15 protein-coding genes are annotated in these 17,022 nt (G+C 70.2%); 14 read left to right on the top strand and 1 reads right to left on the bottom strand.

The window, feature by feature from the left end; translation table 11 throughout:
* Nucleotides 1-130: 130 nt before the first annotated feature.
* From F8M74_RS25645 to F8M74_RS25630, 4 genes are all read left to right on the top strand, one after another.
* Nucleotides 131-541 carry an SET domain-containing protein-lysine N-methyltransferase gene (locus F8M74_RS25645; RefSeq protein ID WP_141254988.1) on the top strand — a complete coding sequence of 137 codons (411 nt, stop codon included), beginning with the start codon at nt 131-133 and terminating at the stop codon, nt 539-541.
* Nucleotides 542-838: 297 nt separating this feature from the next.
* Nucleotides 839-1,204 (top strand): TIGR02266 family protein, encoded by a 366-nt coding sequence (locus F8M74_RS25640; RefSeq protein WP_228560323.1) that lies wholly within the window; start codon nt 839-841, stop codon nt 1,202-1,204.
* A gap of 34 nt (nt 1,205-1,238) precedes the next feature.
* Nucleotides 1,239-1,643: a cytidine deaminase gene (locus tag F8M74_RS25635; protein WP_141254987.1), complete on the top strand. Its 405-nt coding sequence runs from the start codon at nt 1,239-1,241 to the stop codon at nt 1,641-1,643.
* A 20-nt stretch (nt 1,644-1,663) separates the two neighbouring features.
* Complete coding sequence (locus F8M74_RS25630) at nt 1,664-3,010, top strand: 5'-deoxyadenosine deaminase (RefSeq protein WP_141254986.1); 1,347 nt, start codon at nt 1,664-1,666, stop codon at nt 3,008-3,010.
* Between the two features lie 3 nt (nt 3,011-3,013).
* Here the strand turns inward: F8M74_RS25630 and F8M74_RS25625 are convergent, their stop codons facing one another.
* The gene (locus F8M74_RS25625) at nt 3,014-4,381 is read right to left on the bottom strand and encodes a sensor histidine kinase KdpD (RefSeq protein WP_141254985.1); all 1,368 of its coding nucleotides are present in this window, start codon (nt 4,379-4,381) and stop codon (nt 3,014-3,016) included.
* Between the two features lie 261 nt (nt 4,382-4,642).
* Here F8M74_RS25625 and F8M74_RS25620 point away from each other — a divergent pair, with 261 nt between their 5' ends.
* From F8M74_RS25620 to F8M74_RS25575, 10 genes are all read left to right on the top strand, one after another.
* Nucleotides 4,643-5,380 (top strand): PspA/IM30 family protein, encoded by a 738-nt coding sequence (locus F8M74_RS25620; RefSeq protein WP_140794720.1) that lies wholly within the window; start codon nt 4,643-4,645, stop codon nt 5,378-5,380.
* A 10-nt stretch (nt 5,381-5,390) separates the two neighbouring features.
* Nucleotides 5,391-6,578, top strand: a complete 1,188-nt coding sequence (locus F8M74_RS25615) for an ABC transporter substrate-binding protein (protein WP_141254984.1) — start codon at nt 5,391-5,393, stop codon at nt 6,576-6,578.
* Between the two features lie 15 nt (nt 6,579-6,593).
* Entirely contained in the window at nt 6,594-7,397 is an 804-nt protein-coding gene (locus F8M74_RS25610) for a hypothetical protein (protein ID WP_141254983.1), read from the top strand.
* A 120-nt stretch (nt 7,398-7,517) separates the two neighbouring features.
* The gene (locus tag F8M74_RS25605) at nt 7,518-9,173 is read left to right on the top strand and encodes a hypothetical protein (protein WP_141254982.1); all 1,656 of its coding nucleotides are present in this window, start codon (nt 7,518-7,520) and stop codon (nt 9,171-9,173) included.
* Nucleotides 9,170-9,871 carry an ABC transporter ATP-binding protein gene (locus tag F8M74_RS25600; RefSeq protein WP_141254981.1) on the top strand — a complete coding sequence of 234 codons (702 nt, stop codon included), beginning with the start codon at nt 9,170-9,172 and terminating at the stop codon, nt 9,869-9,871. Before F8M74_RS25605 ends, F8M74_RS25600 begins: the two co-directional genes overlap by 4 nt.
* Entirely contained in the window at nt 9,868-11,151 is a 1,284-nt protein-coding gene (locus F8M74_RS25595) for an FtsX-like permease family protein (RefSeq protein WP_141254980.1), read from the top strand. Before F8M74_RS25600 ends, F8M74_RS25595 begins: the two co-directional genes overlap by 4 nt.
* Nucleotides 11,148-11,927: a hypothetical protein gene (locus F8M74_RS25590; RefSeq protein ID WP_141254979.1), complete on the top strand. Its 780-nt coding sequence runs from the start codon at nt 11,148-11,150 to the stop codon at nt 11,925-11,927. Before F8M74_RS25595 ends, F8M74_RS25590 begins: the two co-directional genes overlap by 4 nt.
* A gap of 100 nt (nt 11,928-12,027) precedes the next feature.
* On the top strand, nt 12,028-14,544 hold the full coding sequence (locus F8M74_RS25585) for a serine/threonine-protein kinase (RefSeq protein WP_141254978.1): 2,517 nt from the start codon (nt 12,028-12,030) through the stop codon (nt 14,542-14,544).
* Between the two features lie 75 nt (nt 14,545-14,619).
* Nucleotides 14,620-16,377 (top strand): ATP-binding protein, encoded by a 1,758-nt coding sequence (locus F8M74_RS25580; protein ID WP_141254977.1) that lies wholly within the window; start codon nt 14,620-14,622, stop codon nt 16,375-16,377.
* A gap of 60 nt (nt 16,378-16,437) precedes the next feature.
* The gene (locus F8M74_RS25575; protein WP_171410253.1) at nt 16,438-16,995 is read left to right on the top strand and encodes a gamma-glutamylcyclotransferase; all 558 of its coding nucleotides are present in this window, start codon (nt 16,438-16,440) and stop codon (nt 16,993-16,995) included.
* Nucleotides 16,996-17,022 lie beyond the last annotated feature (27 nt).

Genomic DNA, 17,022 nt, shown 5'->3' with positions numbered 1-17,022 from the left:
GGCCTGACGCACCTCCGCACAGAGGTGGTCCGGACCCGCCCCTCCGCCATAAGCACGGCGGCATCTTGTGGCTTCACCCCGCACTGGGAAGGCGCCATCCTTCAGCCCTGAGCCATGCGGGCAGGGGACCATGAACCAGGGCGCGGCGCTGTACATCCATCCGGGCGTGAAGGTCCGGCCGTGCGAGTGGGGCTACGGCGTCTTCACGGACGCCTTCATCAAGGCGGGCGACCTCATCGAGGAATGCCACTACCTCAAACTGCCGCGCGCCCTCTCGCAGAACCCCCAGCTCCAGGACTACGTCTTCCTGCTCCAGTGGGCCGAGCACGAGGTGCCCCGGGAGGGGGAATGGGTGGCGCTCGTGCTGGGGTATGGGATGATCTACAACCACGCCCGCGAGCCCAACACGTCCTATCACCGCGAGGCGACCCGAGACGTCTTCTGCTACCACGCGCTGCGGGACATCCACCCCGGCGAGCAGCTCTGCATCAGCTACGGCGAGGACTGGTGGGCGTCCCGGGAGCAGGGCGTCCCAGCCTGAGCGCTACCCCCACGTCTCCCGGGGCCAGCACCGGGCGGAGGGCGTGGGCAATCCGCCGAATGGCCCCACCAGGAACGGTAGGGGCCCCAATTTCCCGGCCTCACGCGAGGGTGTTCCCCCGTATGATGGCCTGGTGACGGGGCGTCGTGACAAGGCGGGGAGGGCTGTCGGAGGGGTGGACGTCGCCTCGGACGAGACGGCGGCACGCGTCTACGGTATGGGCTCGCGGGCCAGGACCCACGTGGGTTTTCAATGACTGGCGGTGGCGCGAGCATGAGCGGCAGGGAGGTAACGGCGATGGCCGAGAGGAACGACTCGATGAGCGACAAGGCCGAGGACCGACGGGATTCGCCCCGGGTCCCCATGCGCCTGAAGGTGCGCCGGGAAGGCAGCTCGGGGGACTTCGAGCAGCATGAGGGAGACCTGTCCCTGGGCGGCTGCGCCTGGCAGGGCTCTGGTTGGGAGCAGGGGACGCGCGTGGAAGTGCGCTTCCGACTGCCCATCCTTCCCGATGAGGTGGAAGCGAAGGGCGAGGTGCTCCAGGCCGCGCCGGGCGCCAACGGTCCGGCGGCGCGGGTCCGCTTCGTGGACCTGCCGGTGGAGTCCGAGCTGGCCATCGCGCGCCACCTGGATGATGTGCAGAGCGGCACGGCCCGCTCGTAACGGACCACAATCCGGCTTCGTGTAGGAGCGCGTCATGGCGGACGAGATTCCCTGGGAGCGCCTGTTCGAGGAAGCCGCGCGCGTGCGAGCGCGCGCCCACGTGCCCTATTCGCGGTTCCCCGTAGGGGCCGCCGTCCTCTATGCGGACGGCGCCGTGGTGGCCGGCTGCAACGTGGAGAACGCCACCTACGGGCTCACCGTCTGTGCGGAGCGCAATGCCTTCGCAGCCGGCGTGGCCCAGGGGCACACCCAGCCGGTGGCCGTGGCCATCGTCGTGGACACCCCCGAGCCCTGTCCTCCGTGCGGCATGTGCCGGCAGGTCATGGCCGAGTTTGGCGGGCAGGAGTTGCCCGTGCGCAGCCGGACGCCGAAGGGCGGAGAGGCGCGCTACACCCTGGGAGGGCTGCTGCCGCATGCCTTCACCAAAGACTTCTTCTAGCGAGAGAGCCTGAGCACGCCGTGGATTTGCTCCTGACTGGTGGCACGGTTGTAACGATGAACCGCGAGCGTGAGGTGCTCGTGGATGCGGACGTCCTCGTCCAGGATGGCCGCATCGCCAAGGTGGGCCGGGGCCTCAAGCCTCGCGGCACCCGGCGGGTGGTGGACGTGACGGGAAAGGTGGTGCTGCCGGGCCTCATCCACGGCCACCTCCACGCCTGTCAGACGCTCTTCCGTGGCCGCGCGGACGGGCTGGAGTTGCTGGACTGGCTCCGCGAGCGCATCTGGCCCTTCGAGGCCTCGCACGACGCCGCGTCCATGCGGGCCTCGGCGGACCTGACCTTCGCGGAGCTCATCCGCTCGGGCGCCACGGCGGCGCTCGATATGGGCAGCGTGTACCACTACGACGCCGTCTTCGAGTCGGCGCGGGACTCCGGCTTCCGGCTGGTGGGCGGCAAGGCGATGATGGACGCGGGCGCGGGCGTCCCCGCGGGCCTGCGCGAAAGCACCGAGGAGTCGTTGCGGGAGAGCCTGGCGTTGAAGGAGCGCTGGCACGGCACGCACGGCGGCCGGCTGCGCTACGCCTTCGCCCCGCGCTTCGTGCTGTCCTGCACCCCGGAGCTGCTGCGCGAGGTGGCGCGGCTGGCCAAGGAGCACGGGCTGCGCATCCACACCCACGCCAGTGAGAACGCGAAGGAGACGGACGCGGTCCGCCAGTACACCGGCGGCGAGGACAACGTGGCCTTCTTCCACACGGTGGGGATGTCCGGCCCGCACGTGACGATGGCCCACTGCGTGTGGCTGTCCCAGGAGGAGCAGGACATCCTGCGCGACACCCGCACGGTGGTGTGCCACTGCCCCGGCTCCAACCTCAAGCTGGCGTCGGGCATCGCCAAGGTGCCGGAGCTGCTGGAGGCCGGCGTGGCGGTGGCGCTGGGCGCGGACGGCGCGCCCTGCAACAACACGCTCGACATCTTCTACGAGATGAAGCTCGCCGCGGTGATGCACAACCCGCGCGTGGGGCCGTGCGCGATGACGCCCATGCGCGTGCTGGAGATGGCCACGCTGCACGGCGCCCGGGCGCTGGGCCTGGAGGACGAGGTGGGCTCGCTGGAGCCCGGCAAGCGCGCCGACATCACCGTGGTGGACGTCAGCGGCCTGCACGCGGGCCCCACGCCCGAGGACGTGCTGGTGCCGCTGGTGCACTCCGCGCGGGGCAGCGACGTGGCGCATGTCTTCATCGACGGCCAGCCGGTGCTGCGCGATGGAGTGCTCACCACGTTGGATGCGCCCTCCGTCCTGGCGAACGCGAACGCGCAGGTGGCGCGCATCCTCAAGCGCCGCCAGAAGAAGGCGCGCAGCGGCTGAGGCTCAGGCCGGCAGCCGCAGCACGAAGGACGTGGACCAGCCGGGCGCGTCCTCCACCGCCAACCGCCCGCCGTGGGCCTCCGCGGCGAGCCGGCAGAAGTAGAGCCCCAGGCCGTAGCCACGGCGGCTGTCCCGCTCCGCGTCGGCCTGCTCGTACTTGTCGAAGATGCGCCCGCGCGCCTCTTCGGGGATGGGCGGGCCGTCGTTGCGCACCGCGAGCCAGCGGCCGTCCACATCCGCGCCGGCTTCCAGGCGCACCCTCCCGCCCGACGGGGCGTAGCGCAGGGCATTGGTGGTGAGGTTCTCCAGGACGCGGACCAGCAGGTCGGCGTCGCCCTCCAGCTCCAGTTGGACGGGGACCTCCGCATCCAGGGTGAGCTTGCGCGCGCGGGCCACGCTCTCCAGGGAGCGGCGCACGTCTTCCACGATGCGCGTGGCGGGGAAGGTGGCCCGCTGCGGCTCCAGCCGGCCTTCCTCCAGACGGGGCACGTCCATGAGGTCGGAAATCATCCGGTCCAACCGCGCGGTGACGGCCAGCCCTGTGCGGACGGACTCGCCGAGGATGCCCTGCTGGGGCACCTCCTGCTCCATCCACGACAAGGACAGCGTCAGCGCCGACAGGGGCGAGCGCAGGTCGTGGACCAGGAACTCGGTCAGCTGTTCCTTGTCCCGTTGCAGCCGCTGCAGTTCGGCGTTCTGTGCCTGGGCGTCCGCCAGCATGCGCTCAATCGTGCGGCGCGCCTCCTCCACTTCCTGGAAGCGGCGGGCCTCCAGCGCCCGGTCCACTTCCAGGCGGGAGAGCGTCACCGCCAGGTTGCGCAGCCGCCCGGTGCCGTAGTGGCTCACCACGGCCACCAGCACCAGCGCCACCACGGCGATGGCCACCGCGCCCCAGCCCACGTCCGCCTGCCGCATGAGCGTCGCCTGGGCCACGGCGGACAACAGCGCGGTGCCGTAGACGACGGTGCCTTGCATGCCCAGTCCGCTCAGGGCGACGACGAGCGCGAACAGGCCCAGGCTGAAGCCCGCCACACCCGCTGGAAAGGGCGAGACGGGCAGGGTCGTGGACTGAATCCAATACACGAGCCCCACGTCCACCAGGGACTGCACCGCGCCCAGGCCCCGGGCCACGCGCCGCTGGCGGAGCATGAACAGCACGCCGGCGACCGAGGCGTAGAGCCCCAACGCCGGTGGGTACACCCCCCAGTCCCGGCCTCCGGCCAGCCACAGCGTGGTGCTGATGGCCAGGAACAGGGCCGCGCCGACGAGGCGCACCGCCGCGCCCGCCCCGACGACGCTCCTCCGCTGGGCGTCCATGGCCCGGGACATCGTCTCTTCGAGCGGGCCGGGCACGGGAGGTGGAGACGTCACGAGGTCTGGGTTTTCCCTGCTTCCTTTGTTGCTTGCAAGCCCTGCCGCCTATCGTGCGGAAGCGGACGGACGGGCGGGCATAGCGCGGGCGGGCTCCATTTTCCGACGTGGATCCGTCACGTCACGCTTTTGGATCCGCCGCAATCGCCTTAGGTAGAAGCGCGTAAGTACTGAGAAGACATTGGGACTGTGTCTGCTTGCTCGCCCCGGGGATCGTGTAAGGTGGCTGCAAGTAGGTCTGGACGGAGGTAGACCGCCGATATGTGGCAACGATTCAAGAGAGCAATGCGTAGCTTCGCCGGGTTCTTCGTCTCCTCCATCGAGGACCCTGAGCTGATTCTCGAGCAGAACGTCCGTGACCTGAACGACCAGGTCCCGAAGATGAATGAGTCCATCGCCATGGTCCGGGCGAACGTGACGCTGCTGGAGAAGGAGAACGCCAAGTACCAGGACGACGTGCGCTCGCTGACGGCCAAGGTGAAGGCCGCCATCCAGGCGGGCCGTGACGACCTGGCCGCGCAGTACGCCTCCAAGCTCCAGATTGAGAAGGACGCGCTGGGCCGCAACGAGCAGCAGCTGGCCACGGCCCGCCAGGCGTACGAGAAGGCCCTGTCGGTGAAGAAGGCGTTCATGCGCGAGAAGGAGCGCAAGACGCAGGAGGCCATGAACGCCATCCGCGAGGCGCGCCGCGCCAAGTGGCAGGCCAAGGTGGCCGACACGATGGAGTCCTTCACCGTGGCGGGCATCGACTCGACCCACGATGAGATGCTGCGCAAGGTGCAGGAGAAGTCCGCCATCAACGAGGCCCGCATGCAGATGGCCCTCGAGTCGGTGGACCACACCGCGGCGTCCATCGAGGAAGAGGCCGAGAAGATCCAGGCCAACGAACTGGTGAAGCAGTTCAAGATGGAGATGGGGCTCGTCAGCAGCCCGGCGCCGGTGTCCGAGGTGGGCAGCGGTCCGGAGAAGACCATCGGCAAGAAGGTCGGCGTCGAGTAGTCCGTCTTGAATGAGGCTCCACCGCGGTCCAGGTCTCTTCCTCTTCCTGTTCCTCTGTGTGCTCGGCGCGAGCTATGGGCTCGCGTCGCGCATGGGGTACCTGGACCGCTTGCAGGAGCGGTACTTCCCGTCCACGCGTGAGGCGGTCCGCCTGTCGCCGGGAGACTTCCCGGCCGGCGTGGCGGCCCCGGTGGCGGACGTGGCCTCCGTGCCCCTGCGGCCGGTGCTCATCGGCTTCAGCCCGCGCGGTGCCTCCGCGGGTCTGCTGGTGGCGACGGGTGGGGCCACCACCCTGGACAACCCGGTGCCTCCGCCCGGTGCGGCGCAGGGGCTGCTGAAGACGGCCTATGCGCTGGATGCGCGGGCGGTGCTCTTCGCCAAGGAAGAGGACCTGCGCCACGCGCTGTCCATTGGCGCGGAGAACGGCGGCGTGGACATGGCCACCCTGTCCGTCGACCGGCTGGCCGCGTGGGTGCCGTTGCTGCGGGACGCGGCGCCTCGCACGCTGCTGCTGGTGGGGCGCAGCCGGGGGCAGGAGGCCCTGGCCGCGGTGGGTGTGCCGGACCTCGCCTCCCTGCGTGGCAGGCGATTGGGCGTGTATCCGTATGGCTCGTCGCACTACTTCGCGCTGTGGTTGCTGTCGCGCGCGGGGCTGCGCATCACGGACGTGCGCTGGGTGGAGCTACCCACCACCTTGGATGCGGGACGGGCGTTGCGCGAGGGCCGGGCGGACGCCGTGGTGGGGCTGTGGGGTGACGTGGAGCTGGCGGCTCGGGACCGGGGAGGCGCGGTGCTGGCGACGACGGCGGATGCGCCGCACCTGGTGGCAACGGTGCTGGTAGCCAGGGGGGATTTCGCCGCCCGCTACCCGGATGCCGTGCGGCGGGTGCTGCGGGGGCTCCTGGACGCGGGGCAGAGCGTGTTGAAGGACCCGACGGCGGGGGCCCGGATGCTGGGTGAGGTGGCGCCGTACCTGGGCGACCCCATTGAAGCCATCCGCAGCGCGCCGCCGGCCACGCTGGCGGACAATCGGGCCTTCTTCGGGCTTTCCGGCGAGGCGCCTGTCACCTATGACGAGCTCTTCCAGAGCGCCGCGGCGCTCTTCCAGAAGTTGAAGCAAGGGCCTCCGGTGCCTCCCGCGGAGGACACGAAGGATTTGGGGGCCTTGAAGTACGTGTCGGAGGCTCGCGGCCCCTGACGCTGGAGGACGGACGTGGCGAAGTCGCCGAACTACATCAAGGCCGCCTTCATGATGCCCGCCAACCTGGTGGGGCTGGGCACGGCGGCTGCCTCGGCGGCCATGACGGGCGAGCCGCTGCCCATGCTGGTGGCCCTGGGCCTGGAAGGCCTCTACCTGGGCGTCATGTCGTCCATGAAGCGCTTCCAGCGGGCGGTGCGGGCGAACACGCTCGACGACCCGGAAGCGGCGCGCAAGGCGCTGGACGCGCTCCAGGCCGACCTGGCGCCCTCCCAGCGAGAGCACTACCAGCAGCTCGTCGGGCTGAAGGAGAAGATCCTCGCCAACTACCGGAAGCTGCCGGGCGGCAAGGTGCTGGAGGCGGACAGCGAGCCCCGGTTGGATGCGCTGCTGACGTCCTTCCTGCGACTCATCTCCACGCTGAACCAGTACCGCACGTACCTGAACAGCTCCGACCGCGAGCACCTGCAGCGCGAGGTGGCGGAACTGGAGGCGGACCTGGCGCGGGAATCGAACCCGCGGCTGAAGGACGTGAAGCAGAACCGCGTGGACATCCTCCGCAAGCGGCTGGCGCGCTTCGAACAGGCCGGTGAGAGCCGCGAGGTGGTCAGCCACCAGCTGGCGGGCATCGAGGACCTGATGCGGCTGACGCACGAGCAATCCGTGGCCATCCGCGACCCGGAGGTCGTCAACCGCCAGCTCACCATGCTCAGCGCGGAGGCGGAGGCCACCGAGGAATCCGTGCGGCAGATGGAGCAGTTCCTCGAGTTCTCCGAGGAGACGCGGGGCCCGCTGCCTCACGGCAGCCGGGTGCGTTGAAGCTCCACGGCCGGGGGCCATCTCCTGGCCGTCGCCTGCCCATCATCCGGGCTCCTGGACTGGCTCTGGGGCCTCCACGAATCGGTTGACTCTCCGTCCCAGGCAGCCTGAGGTGCCCGCATGCTCCGCCGAGTCTGGCTTCCGTCCCTCCTCCTCGTGCTCGCCGTCGCGGGCTGCTCCCGTTGTGGCAAGGACGTGGACCCCGCCGCCCCGGCCGCGACCGTGGGGGTGGCTCGCTACCTGCCGCGCGACGCGCAGGCCGCCGTGGTCATCAATGACCTGGGCGCGCTGGGAGAGAAGCTCGCGCGCTTCCAGAAGCTGAAGGCCGCCTCGTTCGCCGCGCAGCTCCAGAACTTCTCCACCGCGGAAGGCTACGTCTCCGCGGTGATGCGCCAGATTGGCGTGGACCTGCGCAGCCGACAGGCGCTCGAAACGGCCGGCATCGCGCCAGAGCTCGGCGCGGGCGCGGCGTTCCTCGGGGGCAACCGAGCCATCTCCGTGGTGGGCGTCAAGGACGCTGGCAAGCTCGAGGAGACGTTCGGCAACTTCGCGCGCAGCCGCCTTGGCGCGTCCGACAAGAAGCAGTCCTCCGTGGACGGTGGGGACCTGGTCACCTTCAGCCGGCCCGGCAGCGCCACGCCCTCGCTGGGCATCTTCTTCGTGAAGGGGACGCGCTTCGCGCTGCTCGGCGCGGGGCCCACCGCCGCCACGTTGGGGGCGCTGGCCACGCAGTCGGAAGAGCGCTCGCTCGCGAAGGAGCCGGTGATGGCGGCGTCGCTGCAACGGCTCCCGGCCCAGCGTGACTTCCACGTCTGGCTCCCGGGCGGCGCCGGGCTCGTGCCGCCGGGCACCGTCCAGGGCGTCACGCTCACGGGCCGCATCGAGGACAGCGCGGTGACGCTGAACGCGGACGCACCCTGGCCGGATACCCAGGCGTCCCTGGCGGCGCTGGACGCGGTGGCGCCCGCCGCGAGCACGCTCCTCACCTCGCTGCCCGCCGACAGCTTCCTGGTGGCCCAGTTCCGTGGGGACGCGTCGCACCTCGACGGCGTGTGGCCCTATCTGGCCGGCGGCTACCTGACCCGGGCGGTGCAGAACAGCGGCCTCAACGTGAAGACCGAGCTGCTCGACAATCTCAAGCCGGGCACGGTGCTGGGCCTGTCACTGTCGCCCACCGTGAATCTGGGCGCGGGCATGCCGGTGCTGGATATGCGCCGCACCAACCCCTTCCGCTTCGTCCACCTGGTGGCGCTCGCGGACGCCGAGGACGCTCCGAAGATGCAGTCCACGCTGGAGCAACTGCCGCGCATCGCGGAGAACTTCGGCGCGAAGGTGGAGGCGTCGGAGCTGAGCGGCCAGCGCGTGTACCTCACGTCCTACCGCGCGGGCGAAGGCGCGCACTTCGCGCTCGCGCCCAACGGCCGGCTGGTGGTGGCCTCGCCCAAGGCGCGGCTGGAGTCCACGCTGGCCTCGCTCGCGAAGCCCTCGGGCGACGGGCCGGTGGCCGCGGACCTGAAGGACGCTGGCAAGGACGCGGCCTTCAGCGCCGTGCTGGATTTGCGGCGCCTGTCGGACGCGGTGAAGAACCTGCCGTCGGAGGCCTGGGGCATTGGCGGCTTCGCCATCAAGGCCACCACCGTGCGCTGGCTGGAGGCCGTGGATGACCTGCGCGCCGTGACGCTGGCCGTGTCCCGCAAGGACAAGGCGCTCCAGGCGGAGCTGTCCCTGCGCCTGGCGCCCTCCGCCGCCACCTCAAGCCCGTCGGCCGCGCCGTGATTCAAGCGCGGGACGTCGTGAAGACGTACGTGGATGGCGACGGCACCCAGGTGCGCGTGCTCGACGGCATGTCGCTGGACGTGACGGAAGGGGAGTTCGTCGCGGTGGTGGGCTCGTCCGGCAGCGGGAAGTCCACGCTGCTCCACCTGCTGGGCGGCCTGGACGTCGACTACCGCGGCGACATCAGCGTGGGCGGCGTGAAGCTGCGAGGCCTGGGCGACAAGGCCCTGGCGCACTTCCGCAACACGCACGTGGGCTTCGTCTTCCAGTCCTTCCACCTCATCCCCAACCTCTCCGCGGTGGAGAACGTGCTGTTGCCGTCGCACTTCGGCGTGGCGCCCCCGGATGCCCGCAAGCGCGCGGAGGCGCTGCTGGAGCGCGTGGGCCTGGGCGCGAAGAAGGACCGCGCGCCGGTGCGCCTGTCCGGTGGCGAGCGGCAGCGCGTGGCCATTGCCCGCGCCCTGTTCGGCAAGCCCCGCCTGCTGCTGTGCGACGAGCCCACGGGCAACCTGGACGCGGCCACGGGCACGGGCGTCATCGCCTTGTTCCAGGATCTGCACCGCGAAGGACTCACCGTGTTGTGCGTCACCCATGAGGAACGGATGAGCGCGGCGGCCGGGCGCGTGCTGCGGCTCAAGGACGGGCAGCTCGTGGAGGAGCGCGCAGGGCTTCAGGTGGCCACGGGAGGTTCGCCATGAGGCTGGACGCACTGTCCCGGCTGGTCCGGCTGAGCCTCGCCCGTGAGCGCAAGGGGGCGTTCTTCTCCGCCTTCGGCGTGGCCATGGGCGTGGGCGCGCTGGTGTTCTTCGTGGGCCTGGGCCTGGGTGTTGGCGCCGTCATCCGGGAGAAGGTCTTCCCCACGGACGCGCGGCTGGTGGACGTGGTGCCCCCGGCGGTGTCGCTGGGCTCGCTGCTGGGCGGTGGCACGCTGGACGCGCCCACGGTGGAGCGCCTGCGCGAGCTCCCCGGCGTGGAGGCCGCCTACCGGAAGATGAACGTGCGCGTGCCCGCGGTGACGCGCTACGACGGCGTCTTCTTCGGCACCAGGCTCCGCATGGGCATGGAGGTGCTGGCCCTGGGCGTGGAGCCGGCGCTGGTGCAGGGTGACGTGCAGATGGGTGAGTTCAAGGACGCGGGGGAGGGGCAGCCGATTCCGGCGCTCGTGTCCACGCGACTCCTGGAGCTGTACAACAAGACGTTCGCTCCGGCGCGCAAGCTGCCACAGCTCTCCGCCAACATGCTGGTGGGTTTCGGCTTCCCGGTGGAGTTCAACCGCTCCTACGTGGCCGCGGCGTCCGCATCGGGGCCCACGCAGTCCGGGCAGGCGCAGGTGGTGGGGGCGTCGGACCGGGCGCTACTGGCCGGCATCACCATTCCGCTGGACGCGGCAATCCGCCTCAACCGCGCGTTCGGCGTGGACGCGGAGAACTACTCCGGTGTCACGTTGGTCGCCACGGACCCGTCGCAGGTGCCCGTCATCGTGGACGCGGTGAAGGGCATGGGGCTGGAAATCGACGACCAGGAGCGCCGGATGGCGGAGAACTCGGGCGCGGCGGTGGCGCTCACCACCTCCGCGCTGGCGCTGCTGTCCCTGCTCATCTGCATCCTCGCGGCGGTGAACATCGCCCACTCGCTGTCCGCCTCCGTCCGGGCGCGCGCCAAGGAGATTGGCGTCATGCAGGCGGTGGGGGCCTCTCGCGCGGACATCCGCGCCATCGTCCTGGCCGAGGCCGCCGTGGTGGGGCTCGCGGGCGGCGCCGCGGGAACCATCGCCGCGCTGCTGCTGGCCCTGGGCGTCAACCGCCTGGCGGCGGGTTACCTGCCCAACTTCCCCTTCAAGCCCGACAGTTTCTTCTCCTTCCCCTGGCCGGTGGTGGCCGGAGGTGTCGCCCTGGGGCTCCTCGCCGCGCTCGCGGGCGCGTACTTCCCCAGCCGCCGCGCCGCCGCCACCGACCCCGCACGCACGCTCGCCGGATGACACTTCCTTCTCGCAAGACGCTGCTTGGCAATGCGCTGAGCTTGATGGCCATCGCCTGGATTTACGGAGGCGACCTCTCCGACGCCGTGCGCGCCCGCACCTCGGACGTGTCCGCCTTCATGACGGTGCCCTCCCTGGAGCGGCCCGCCGTGGTGCTGGCCGTGGCCGCGGTGGCCGCGCTCGCGTTCGTCGTGGGCCTGCTCCAGCGCAAGGAGGAGGGCTTCAAGGGCTACCGGCTGCTGCCCATCGTCCTGGTGGGCGCGCTCTTCGTGGACCTGGTGCTGTCGGAGAGCCGCACGCCGCTGACGTCCACGGACATCGCGTCCATGGCGCTCCAGCGCTTCCACCAATCGGCGCAGGAACGTACCTCCGCGCTGGAGGTGCCGGATGACCCGCGCCTCCTCCAGTCCCTGCTGGAGGAACTGGGCCGGCCGCCGTACCTCGTGCGGGGGGAGTCACTCCCGGCGTACACCCTCCAGGTCAGAAAGGACTGCGAGGGGCCCGTGCGAGATGCTCCCGGCGTGCGTGCCGGGACAATCCTCTACTGCGTGGCGCCAGAGCGGCAGGGCGCCTGGGTGACGATGGTGGGCCTCCCCGCGGAGGAGCGCTTCGGCCCGCCGGCCGTCGTTTCCGTCGCGGGCGAGGCGCGCTTCCTGCTGGTGCGCCCCATTCCACCCGATGAGGCGGAGCCAGGAGCCGCATTCCGCGACAGCCTTGCTGCCCCACCGTCACCTGCCGGTGACACGGACGCGGGTTCTCCTCGGGCGGGGCCCTGATCCGCCGCTTGCCTGCCTGGTCAGTTTGGGCGGGGCTTTCACGAGGTTGACCCTTTGGAGCCCCGGTCGATAGGCTCGCCGAGAACGGACCCTCCCCCACGTGACGACCACTCAACCGAAGCGGCAGCCCATCCCGTTTGGGAAGTACCTCCTTCTGGACCGCATCAACATTGGCGGCATGGCGGAGGTGTGGCGCGGGAAGCAGTTCGGCGCGAGCGGCTTTGAGCGGCTCGTCGCCATCAAGCGCATCCTCCCCAACATCGCGGAGGACGACGAGTTCATCTCGATGTTCATCGACGAGGCGAAGATCAGCGTCCAGCTGACCCACGCCAACGTCGCGTCCATCTACGAGCTGGGCAACATCGTCGGCAGCTACTTCATCTCGATGGAGTACATCCCCGGCAAGGACATGCGGGCCATCTTCGACCGGTGCCGGAAGAAGGGGGAGCCCGCTCCGGTGCCGCTGGTGGCCTTCTGCGTGTCCAAGATGTGCGAGGGCTTGGACTACGCCCACCGGAAGAAGGACGGGATGGGGCGGGACATGAACATCGTCCACCGCGACATCTCGCCGCAGAACGTCCTCATCTCCTATGAGGGCGAGGTCAAGGTCATCGACTTCGGCATCGCGAAGGCGGCCGGCAAGGCGACCAAGACGCAGGCCGGCATCCTCAAGGGCAAGTTCGGCTACATGAGCCCGGAGCAGATCCGCGGCCTGCCGTTGGACCGGCGCTCGGACGTGTTCGCCATTGGCGTGTGCCTCTACGAGATGCTGACCGGCGAGCGCCTCTTCGTGGGCGACAGCGACTTCAGCGTGCTGGAGAAGGTGCGCAAGGCGGAGGTGCCGTCGCCCACCACGTACAACCGGCGCATCCCGGAGACGCTGGAGCGAATCGTCCTCAAGGCGTTGGCCAAGGACGTGGACGAGCGCTACCAGTACGCCAGCGAGCTGGGCGACGACCTGCAGCGCTTCCTCATCACCAGCGACACCATCTTCAGCCGCAAGGACCTGGCGCAGTACATGAAGTCCACGTTCGCGGAGGACGTGGAGCGCGAGAAGCAGCGCCTGTTGGACTACGCGGACATCAAGCCGCCCGAAGGCATGCAGGCCGCGCTGGAAGCCGCGTCCTTCAACAGCCCCATCATGCCCTCCGCGCCGCCGCCGGCGCCCGTGCCGGTGGTGCAGCCGGTAGCGCCGCAGCCCCGGATGACGGGCGCCATGCCGGCGGTGCCCCCAGGTGGCGTGCGCCGCTCGCCCACGCTGGCCGCGCTGCCGAAGCTGACGGCCGCCACCGCTGCGCCCCCTCCCGACGAGGACGAGGGTGGGGCGACGCAGCTCGTCTCCAGCGACCACGAGTTCGCGGACACGCCAGAGCCCACCACGCAGCCGGGTGCCGCCGTCGGGCGTGCCATCACCCCGCTGGAGGTGCCGTCGACGCCGGGTCACGACGAGGACGACGAGCCCGTCAGCGGCAGGACGGCGGTCATTTCGCCGCCCGCTCCCCTGTCGCCTCCCGTCGGCCCGCCACGGATGTCGCACGCGAACATCCCCGTGGTGCGGCCGTCCATGTCCGTGCCCACGCTGGCGCCCTCGGACGCGCCGCCGCCGCCCGCCTCGGGGTCCACGCCTCGGACGAGTCGGGGTGGGGGCTTGCCGCGGATGACGCGGGATGTGCAGGTGCTCGACGCCTCGCAGGCCGCGGCCCGCCCGTTGCCGCCCGTGGCGCCGCCCGGGCCGGTGGCCCCCGCGTACGACGATGAAGACGATGGGGATGCCCCGGAGCGGCCCACCGGCGCGATGCCGCCCGTGGGTGGCCGAGCGCCCATTCCGAGGAAGGTGCTCTTCGGCGGCATCGGCGCGGCCGCCGTGCTCGTGCTGGCGCTGATCGGCTGGGCGGTGTCGGGGCCCGGTGTGGGCTACGTGCTGGTGGACCTGCAGGGAGTGCCCTCGGAGGTCCGCAACCGCGTGCAGGTGCGCCTGGACACGCAGTTGGTGCCCCTGGAGGGTGGCAGCGCGACGCTCCTGCGCGAGGTGCCCGCCGGCAAGGTCATGGTGGTGGTGAGCGCGGAGGGCTACAACACCTTCACGAAGACGGTGGAGGTCACCGAGGGGAAGGACGTCACGCCCGTGCAGGCGGTGCTGGAGAGCCTGGTGCGCACCGCGGCGTTGGTGCTCACGACGGAGCCCGCCACGGCCGAGGTGAAGGTGGATGGCCGGGTGGTGCGCGAGCAGGGCAAGTCGGCGGCCTACATCAAGGACGTGCCCATCAGCGGGTCGGAGTGGGTGGTGGAGGTGAGTGCGCCCGGCCACAAGCCCGCGTCCAAGCGGGTGCCGGTGTCCGGTGGTGGACCGGTGGAGGTGTCGCTCAAGCTGGAGCCGTCGGTGATGCGGGTGTCGGTGAAGGTGGAGTCCAAGCCGGCCGGTGCCACCATCTTCGTGGACGGCAAGGACATGGGCGTCACCACGCCCGCCGTCGTGCAGGTGCCTCCCAGCGCGCGGCAGCTCACCCTGAAGCTGAAGTGCCACAACGAGGCCGAGGTGGACGTCCCGGACGCGGCGCCAGGCAATGAGCCGGCCACGGCGAGCGTTTCCCTCAAGCGGCAGCCGCGCTGCCGTTAGCCGAAGGCCCGCCTCCCGAGCAGGGGGCGGGCGCGCCAGCTCCCCTGTGGGTGGAGCGAGAGGAGGCGGGAGTTCGTGAGCAAGGTGCGCAAGGTGAACAAGGCGGATCCTCTGGCGGATCTTCCTCGCTGGGCCCAGCAGTTGGCCCGGAAGTACTACACGAAGACGGTCAGCGCCTTCCTGCTGTACGGGGCCGTGCGGGACTTGCAGCCCCTGCAGCTCGAGGATGGCGGCCGCGGCTTCGGCACGCTGAAGACGTTCCTCTCAGAGGAGCTCTTCGGCGGCCGGGACCACGTCATCTTCTATGACCGGTCGTCCGGCATCCGCTCCGCGACGCCGGAGACGCAGAAGGACCTGCAGCGGGCCATGGCGGGCTACGACGCCATGTACGGCACCGACTACGCCAAGGTCATGCCGAGAGACCCGGGCCGCGCGCTCCAGATTCTGGAGAACTTCATGCGCATGCGCCTGAGCGAGGGCCGCTCGCTGGCGCTCATCGTCGACTTCGCGGAGACGCTCGTTCCCGGCGGAGAGATGAGTCACCTCTCCAGCGAGGACCGCTTCGTGGTGGCCACGTTGGACAAGTGGGCGCACGACCCGCAGTTCCTCGCGTCCGACGTGTCCGTGGTGCTGCTGGCGGAGAACCTGGCGGACGTGTCGCCGCGCATCAGCCGCAACCCGTACGTGGCGCCCATCGAGCTGCCCCTTCCCACCGAGGAGGAGCGGCTGGAGTACGTGCGCTACAAGCTGGAGGGCAAGCGGCTCCAGTCCGTGTCGGACGTGCCGCTGGCGGGCCTGGCGAAGATGACGGCGGGTTTGTCCCGCATCAACCTGGACCGCGTGCTCACGGAGGCGATCGAGCGCGAGGTGCGCATCACCTCCGAGCTGCTCAAGGAGAAGAAGCGCGAAATCATCCAGGCGGAGTGCCACGGCCTGCTGGAGTTCATCGAGCCGGTGCACACGTTGGACGCCGTGGCGGGACACGCCAAGGCCAAGCAGATGTTGCGGCAGGCCGCTGGGGCCTTGAAGAAGGGGCGCCTGGAGGTCATGCCCATGGGCTACCTGCTGTCGGGCCCCGTGGGCACGGGCAAGACGTTCATGGTGAGCTGCTTCGCCGGGGAGATTGGCATCCCGGTGGTGAAGTTCCTCAACTTCCGCAGCCAGTGGCAGGGCGTCACCGAGGCGAACCTCGAGAAGATCTTCAACCTGCTCAAGGCCCTGTGGCCGGTGGCGGTGATGATTGACGAGGCGGATACGTTCCTCGGCAACCGTGACTCCGGCGGAGACTCCGGGACGAGCAGCCGCGTGTTCGGCTCCATCGCCTCGTTCATGGGCAACACGTTCTACCGCGGGAAGATTGTCTGGTTCCTGATGACGGCGCGGCCGGACCTGCTGCCCATCGACCTCAAGCGGCAGGGGCGCGCGGAGGAGCACCTGGCGCTCTTCTATCCGCAGACGGACGCGGAGCGGGACGAGCTGTTCCAGGTCATGTCCAAGAAGACGGGCGTGTCCGTGGAAGGCATCGAATCCTTCTCCACGCTGATTCCGGAGGGCGTGCGCGCCTTCAGCGGCGCGGACATCGAAGCCGTCATGGTGCGCTCGAAGTTCCGCGCGCTGGCGGAGGGCCGCGAGACGGTGACGAAGGACGACCTGGCCGCGGTGCTCGCGGACTTCGTGCCCCCCAGCTATCCGCTGGAAATCGAGCTGCAGAACCTGGTGGCGGTGCAGGAGTGCACCAGCCGCGAGCTGCTGCCCGAGGGTTTCCGCCAACTGGACCGGGACTACATCACCCGGCGCGTGCGCGAGCTGAAGGCGCTGCTGGAGTCGCAGTAGCCGGTGCCGCCTCGCGCCCAGGCGCTTGTCCTGGGCGCACGGTCCGCTGAGACTTGGGACATGGCTGCTGGCCCCACTGCTCCGCGTTTCTGGTTCGCGTACTCCCTCGACCTGGCCCCGGTGATTGCGCACGAGCGCCTCCCGGGGCTCCCGCCCATTCCCGACGTGCTGGAGGGCGAGCTGGCCGAGGCGCTCGACGTGGACGTCGTCTACGACGTGGCGTCGGCGGCCTGGGGCGGGAAGGTGGCCCGGCTGGTGGATGCGCCGGGCCACAAGCTCCCAGGCATGCTCCGCCGTGTTCCCGCGGACGCTTGGGACGCGCTGGTCCGCCTGGAGTCTGCGATGGCGGGCGCCACCGAGGTCCGGCAGGTGAAGGTGCGCACCTTCACCGGGGCCGTGCTCAGCGCCCATGTCTTCACGCCCGCGGCTCCCGCGACGCCCGCGCAGGGGCTCGTGAGTGAGTCCTTCCTCGTCACCCTGGCGCTGTCGGCCGAGGAAGCCGGGCTGTCCCCGGACCACGTGGAGCGGCTCCAGGCCGAGGCCCATATCGTCCAGGCCCTCCAGAAGGCGGGCCCCGAGGCCCTGAGCCCGTCGAAAGCCCCTGGAAAGAAGGGTTAGGCGGGTATCCAGGTGCGAAACGACCCC

The sequence above is a fragment of the Myxococcus sp. CA023 genome, assembly GCF_010998615.1.
In the GTDB taxonomy this organism is placed as follows: Bacteria; Myxococcota; Myxococcia; order Myxococcales; family Myxococcaceae; genus Myxococcus.
Note: the sequence above shows the minus strand (reverse complement) of the source record. Positions and strands in the feature narration are given on the sequence as shown.